Raw genomic sequence first — 6153 nt, 5'->3', positions numbered from 1 at the left:
CGTACATCATGCCAGGCGGGTGATATTGAAGATACTGGAGGAGATATGGGTAGTGCTGATTCGCGCCGCTCAAGAGCGGGCCATGACGCTCAGCCCACCGGTTTGCTGAAGACAGACCACAACGTCTTGAGGGAGGTGGTGATCTATGGATAATCTTTGCCCAAAAGGAGGCCTAGCCCCCACTAACAAGACATAACTGGCGGGAAACCGCCTCAAGCTGGTGAACCGTCAGGCCAGAGACCTGCAAGAACCGCTGCAATCTGGCCAAAACCACTCCAAACCTTCCCCACCATCAAAGAATCCACGGATTCGGGATGGACAGGGATGGACGGGGAGGCTTGCGCCGCTTCTCTTGCTGGGATAGAATGTCGGCAATGCCGCTGGACTGACTTCGGGTCGTCCGAAGGCGGCACCTCAGAGACCCTGGCTTGTGGGGGGATTGGTCAAGCCGCGCTCGATTTGCCAGACTAGCGTCTTCAAGGCCCTAAAAGAGAACATGCTCTGGAAGGAGGCTGTATGAAGTACTTCGAAGACTTCCAGGTTGGCGAAACGGTAGTGACCCGGGCCAGAACCATTACTGAGACTGACATCGTCAGTTTTGCCGCTTTGACCGGAGACTGGTATCCGTTGCACACCGACGTTGAATACGCGAAGAAGGGCCCTTTTGGAGAAAGAATAGCCCACGGCTTGTTGGTTCTGTCAGTGGCAAACGGGCTTCTGCCCCTCTACGACATGGCGATCATTGCCTTCTATGGTATGGACAAGGTGAGATTCACGGCACCGACCAAGATAGGCGACACGATACACGTGGAACTCGAGGTTGTCGACAAGCAGGACAAAGGTGAGCTGGGTGGAGTTGTCACACTGAAGGAGTCGGTGAAGAATCAGAGGGGAGAGCCCGTGACGCTTTCCACGATGAAGGCGTTCATCGCCGGGAAGCCGAAGTCGGGATAGGTGAACATGTCGTTGCCAGGTGCCGCAGGCCTCACGGGAATTGCCTTCATTACGCGGCGTGTGTTCGAAGGCATGGCTCTCCGCGATATCAAGCATTGGACATTGGCAGCGCAACGAGCGCACCGGTTACGACTAGCGTAAAGGAGTCCACCGATGGCCGTTACAAGCGAGGAGTTGGGCGATACCGGCACCCTGATGTACCCGAGCCGGATCAAGCTTCCCTACAAATGGCATGCCGGAAAAGCGGGGAGCAGGTTCTATCAGGAATTGAAGGACAACCGCAGAATCTGGGGCACGAGATGCCCCCAGTGTTCCTTGGTGTATCTGCCGCCCAGAGAAACGTGCCCGCGGTGCTATCGCATGATGGATGAGTGGGTGGAGGTCAGCAGCATCGGCACCTTGATGACCTTCACGGTGACTCGATACGCTGTGCCGAGCATTCAGCCGCAGAGGCCACCCTTTGCCATGGGCATAGTCAAGCTCGATGGTGCCGACACTGGCTTGGTGCATCTGCTTGGTGGAGTGGACCTAGGCGAAATCACGGTCGGGATGAGGATGCAGGCAGTGTTTCGCGAGAAGCGGCAAGGCAACTACCTTGACATCGAATACTTCAGACCCCTAGAAACATGACCGGTGCCTGCACGCAGGCCTTTCGTTGACGGAGAAGTACTGTGGACAGAGTGGCCATCATAGGGTTAGCTCAAACGAAGTATCAGCGGTACAACCCGGCATCTCATGCCGAACTGGCCTATGAAGTCACCTGCAATGCCCTGGAAGATGCGGGTCTTTCGATCGATGACATAGACAACACCATTACGGTCTGCAACGACTTCTGGGATGGCCGCACCATCTCCTCCATGGCGATCACGGAAGCTACTGGATCTCACAGAGTACCGACAACAAACGTCGAGGGTGACGGCACCTACGGCGCGCTGATGGGACTCATGCGGATTCTCTCAGGGCATCATCGGGTGACGCTGGTTGTGGCCCAGAGCAAGACCTCAGAGGGGATTCCGTCCGTGATCACCAATGCCATGTTCGATCCGGTCTACGAGCGCATGCTGGGGCTCGATGCCATCAACTCATCGGCACTGCAGATGCGGCGCTATATGTCGAAGTTCGGCGTGACGGAGGAGCAGTGCGCCAGGGTTTCCGTCAAGAACCACGGAAACGCCAGGAATAATCCCTACGCGCATCTACCGCTCGACATAAGCGTCGAGCACGTGCTCAGGTCCAGGGTTCTGGCAGACCCGATAAAGCTGCTGGATGCTTCCCCCATGTCCGACGGCGCCTGCGCGATAGTGATGGCGGATGAGTCGATGGCAAAGAAGAAGGGCAGGAAATCCGTCTGGATAAAGGGGGTTGGCCACTGCGCTGATGCCTATCATCTAGGTGACCGCGACCTGGCCGACACCGCCGCGCTGGAGGCGGCCGCCAAGCGCGCCTATGATATGGCGGGGGTCAACGATCCGATGAAGGACATAGACGTCGCGGAGCTCTATGACGCCTTCTCTTACATGGAGCTGATGTGGATGGAGGGGCTAGGTCTTTGTCGCCAGGGTGAGGCCGGGGCCATGATAGACAGGGGCGTGACTGAGATGAAGGGCAACCTGCCAGTAAACCCATCAGGCGGGGTGCTGTCGGCGCATGCAGTGCAGGTAGCAGGTTTGGCACGAATCGCCGAGGCGGTCTTGCAGCTCAGGGGTGAGGCGGGAGCTAGGCAGGTCGATGGGGCGAAGGTAGCTCTGGCGCACGGCATTGAGGGCGCCTGTGGACAGGGGCATTGTGTGTTCGTGCTGGCGAAATGAGGGGGTGGCTCCCCTCTTGAGAAAGAGACCATTGAGGCAATGGCAATGATTCGAAGAGTGGGGGTCGTCGGCTTCGGTCAGACGCATCACAAGTCCAGGAACACTGAGTGCAGTGGTCAGGAACTGATCGCTATCGCGGTTAGGAGGGCGTTGGAAAGCGCTGAGCTGACCATGGCGGACATCGATGCTATTGTCATCGGTAACATGGACCACTTTGAATCCATCAACAGCGTGGATATGTGGAGTGTGGACGGTTCGGGCGGGTATATGAAGCCCATAATGAAGGTTACCACTGGCGGCACTACCGGGAGTGCCATAGGGCATGCCGGGTTCTACCACGCGGCATCGGGGCTATTCGATACGGTGCTGGTCATCGGCTGGGAGCAGAACTCGGAATCCGACACCACGGCAGCCATATCCACCTGCTTTGACCCCATAACTGAGAGGGAGTTCACTGCCGGAGCCATAGGGCCTCTGGCGGCGCAATACACGGCCTACATGAACAAATACGGAGCCACAGAGGAGGACGCGGCGCTGGTCTCGGTGCGTGACCACAACAATGCGGCACTGTACAACCCTTACGCCCACCTCCGCCAGATGATGACGGTTGACGACGTGATGAAGTCTGCCTATGTTTCGTACCCCGTGAAGCTGCTCGACATGTGTCCGCGCAGTGACGGCGCGTGCGCCGTGATCTTTGCCGAGGAGCACAGAGCCAGGAAGATCGTGGACAGTCCAGCATGGGTACTGGGCGTGGGGGACTGTCACATTCTGGTCCATCTGGCCGATGGGATTGGCTTGGCCAATTTGCCATCCCTGGAGATTGCGGCGAAGCAGGCCTACAAGATGGCTGGCATCACCGAGCCGTTCAGACAGTTTGACGTTGCCGAACTCTACATACCCGCATCCACAGCCGGTGTGACCTGGATGGAGGCGCTGGGGCTCTGCGGTGAGGGCAATGGCCCGAGTCTCATCAGAGGCGGGGAGACCGACATTGAGGGCAAGTTGCCCATCAACCCTTCCGGTGGTGTGCTGGCGACGAATCCGATCGGAGCTACCGGCCTGCTCCGCATAGGCGAAGCCGCCTTTCAGGTTATGGGCAAAGCAGAGAAGAAGCAGGTGCCCGGTGCGAAGGCGGCACTCGCCACCGGATTTGGCGGTTGCTTCTGGTCTGATGTCACAGTACTCAGTTCGACGACGCACCTTGACTAGCAAGCGGTGGGTGGGCCTGGAACGGGTATGGCGCACGTCAAGGTGCGATAGCGGAGGGAGAGGGTGTCATGGCAGAAGAAGGCAGAGAAGTGAAGCCACTGAGCATAGCTTCCACGCTCGACATGCCCTACAGCTACCACGCCGGGTTCTACTACAGCCGGTTTCTCAAGGAACTGAGGGATAACAAACGCCTAGTCGGTGTGAAGTGCCCCCAGTGCAGCAAGGTCTACGTGCCTCCCCGCATCGTATGCCGGGACTGCTTCGTGAAGATGGAGGAGTTCGTGCCGGTCGGTCATGAAGGCACGTTGCTCGCCTTTACGGTGACGAACTTCCCCTATATTGATACAACAAATGGTGAACAGAAGAAGATTCCTTTTACCGCAGCATTCATCAGGCTGGACGGCGCCGACTCCAATATTGTGCATCGCCTGGATGAGACTGATGAGAAGAAGATCAAGGCAGGTATGCGATTGCGGGCAGTGTTCAGCGATACCAGGACGGGCGATTATTTCCACGACATCGACCATTTCAGCATTATCAAGGATGTGTAGAGAGCCTCAAAGCAGGGAGGATGAGCATGGACTTTAGATTCTCGGTAGAGGAAGAGGCATTCCGCCAAGAGGTAAGACAGTGGCTAAGAGAAGAGATCCCACCTAGGTGGACTGAACTGGATCCTGGATTGTGGGAGGAAACCGAGGAGTCGTGGGCCCTTCTGCGTCAGTTCCAACGCAAATTGGGCGATAAGGGTTGGCTGGCACCAGCATACCCCAAGGCGTACGGAGGCTCGGAGATGAGCCACGTGAGACGGCTTGTCCTAGCTGAGGAATTGTACTACCACAGGGCTCCGGTAGGTATCGAGATGGAGATATCGGTGAACTGGGTGGGTGGTGCCGTGTTGCTTTTTGGCAGTGAGAAGCAGAAGAAGAAGTATCTTGCTGAAGTAGCGAAGGGAGAGTCGTGCTTCTGCCTGGGATACAGTGAGCCCAACTCCGGTTCAGACCTCGCGTCTATTCAAACGCGAGCTGTAGAGGATGGTGATAGCTGGGTGATCAATGGGCAGAAGACGTGGTGCAGTTTTGCGCACTATGCCAACTATTGCTGGCTGGGGGCAAGAACCGACCCCAACGCGCCCAAGCATAGAGGCATCAGTATGTTCATCATCGATATGAAGACCCCTGGCATAACCGTCAAGCCTCTCATAAACATCCTGAACCAACATTCATTCAATGAGGTCTTCCTTGACGATGTACGTGTACCTAAGGATGCTCTGGTCGGCGAGAGAAACAATGGATGGTACCAGCTGGCGATGGCGCTCGATTATGAGCGCTCCATGATCGGCACAGCTGCTGGGAACCAACGCCTCATCGAGGAATTGATACAGTACGCGAAGGAAGCTAGACACTCCGGCACTAGTGATGACGACGACCCTTTGATAAAAGATGAGTTAGCAGAGCTGGTGGTAGAGAACGAGGTTCTGCGAATGATGTGCTACCGTATCGCCTGGATGTATGCCAAAGGCCTTCACCCTAGCTATGAGTCCTCCATGTCATTACTGTTCTCAAGCGAACTCATGAGACACACAGCAAGCGTCGGAATGCGAGTTTTGGGTCACTATGGTGAATTGAGCCAAGACTCGAAATGGGCTATCGCTGGAGCTAGGATGATGCGAACATACTTAAGCTGCATATCCATAGGTGTTGGCGGAGGCACCAACGAGATTCAACGGAACATCGTCGCCATGAGAGGGCTGGGATTACCCCGTCAGCAATGACTTGGCCCAGATGATGCTGTGACTCGGTGGGAGTGGAAAGAAGAGATGGATTTCCAGTTGAGCAGCCAGCAAGAGGCATTCAGGCAGGAAGTCGATGACTTCACAAGAAGAGAGCTTCCGGCGAACTGGGCGGAGGAGAGCCACTACTGGCCCGGCGGATACGGCACAATTCCGGATTTCGAGGAACTGACTCCCGCTGGAGAAGAGTTCAGACGTCGGTTAGGAGAGAAAGGCTGGCTCACTATTTCGTGGCCGAAGGAGTATGGGGGCGCAGGGCGTTCCCACATCGAACAGGCCATCTTCCATGAACGGTTGAGCTATCATAGAGCACCCGGTCCCGGGATTGCCACGCTGATCGTCGGCCCCACCATTATCAGCTTTGGCAGCGAAGAGTCAAAGAAGGAATGG

The 6153-nt window shown here is 56.4% G+C and carries 7 protein-coding genes; all 7 read left to right on the top strand.

From position 1 onward, the window contains the following. Positions 1 to 516: 516 nt before the first annotated feature. The gene (locus tag NTZ04_03990; GenBank protein ID MCX5991477.1) at positions 517 to 954 is read left to right on the top strand and encodes a MaoC/PaaZ C-terminal domain-containing protein; all 438 of its coding nucleotides are present in this window, start codon (positions 517 to 519) and stop codon (positions 952 to 954) included. A gap of 153 nt (positions 955 to 1107) precedes the next feature. Beyond that, positions 1108 to 1584: a Zn-ribbon domain-containing OB-fold protein gene (locus NTZ04_03985; protein MCX5991476.1), complete on the top strand. Its 477-nt coding sequence runs from the start codon at positions 1108 to 1110 to the stop codon at positions 1582 to 1584. 41 nt (positions 1585 to 1625) lie between these two features. Next, positions 1626 to 2762 (top strand): thiolase family protein, encoded by a 1137-nt coding sequence (locus NTZ04_03980; GenBank protein ID MCX5991475.1) that lies wholly within the window; start codon positions 1626 to 1628, stop codon positions 2760 to 2762. A 45-nt stretch (positions 2763 to 2807) separates the two neighbouring features. Continuing rightward, complete coding sequence (locus tag NTZ04_03975; protein ID MCX5991474.1) at positions 2808 to 3974, top strand: thiolase family protein; 1167 nt, start codon at positions 2808 to 2810, stop codon at positions 3972 to 3974. A gap of 68 nt (positions 3975 to 4042) precedes the next feature. After that, positions 4043 to 4525, top strand: a complete 483-nt coding sequence (locus NTZ04_03970) for an OB-fold domain-containing protein (GenBank protein ID MCX5991473.1) — start codon at positions 4043 to 4045, stop codon at positions 4523 to 4525. A gap of 26 nt (positions 4526 to 4551) precedes the next feature. After that, positions 4552 to 5745, top strand: coding sequence for an acyl-CoA dehydrogenase family protein (locus NTZ04_03965; GenBank protein MCX5991472.1), 1194 nt, complete (start codon positions 4552 to 4554; stop codon positions 5743 to 5745). Between the two features lie 45 nt (positions 5746 to 5790). Continuing rightward, positions 5791 to 6153: acyl-CoA dehydrogenase family protein (locus NTZ04_03960; protein ID MCX5991471.1), on the top strand; the 363-nt coding region annotated here is incomplete at its 3' end.

Source organism: Chloroflexota bacterium, from assembly GCA_026389585.1.
In the GTDB taxonomy this organism is placed as follows: domain Bacteria; phylum Chloroflexota; class Dehalococcoidia; order UBA2247; family RBG-13-53-26; genus JAPLHP01.
The sequence above is the reverse complement of the archived record's forward strand: the minus strand, read 5'-3'. Positions and strand labels throughout refer to the sequence as shown.

Excerpts from the sequence above, each read along its gene's own strand:
- NTZ04_03970 (MCX5991473.1), top strand. The coding sequence starts at position 4,043 with ATGGCAGAAGAAGGCAGAGAAGTGAAGCCACTGAGCATAGCTTCCACG.
- NTZ04_03990 (MCX5991477.1), top strand. The coding sequence starts at position 517 with ATGAAGTACTTCGAAGACTTCCAGGTTGGCGAAACGGTAGTGACCCGG.
- NTZ04_03975 (MCX5991474.1), top strand. The coding sequence starts at position 2,808 with ATGATTCGAAGAGTGGGGGTCGTCGGCTTCGGTCAGACGCATCACAAG.
- NTZ04_03985 (MCX5991476.1), top strand. The coding sequence starts at position 1,108 with ATGGCCGTTACAAGCGAGGAGTTGGGCGATACCGGCACCCTGATGTAC.
- NTZ04_03965 (MCX5991472.1), top strand. The coding sequence starts at position 4,552 with ATGGACTTTAGATTCTCGGTAGAGGAAGAGGCATTCCGCCAAGAGGTA.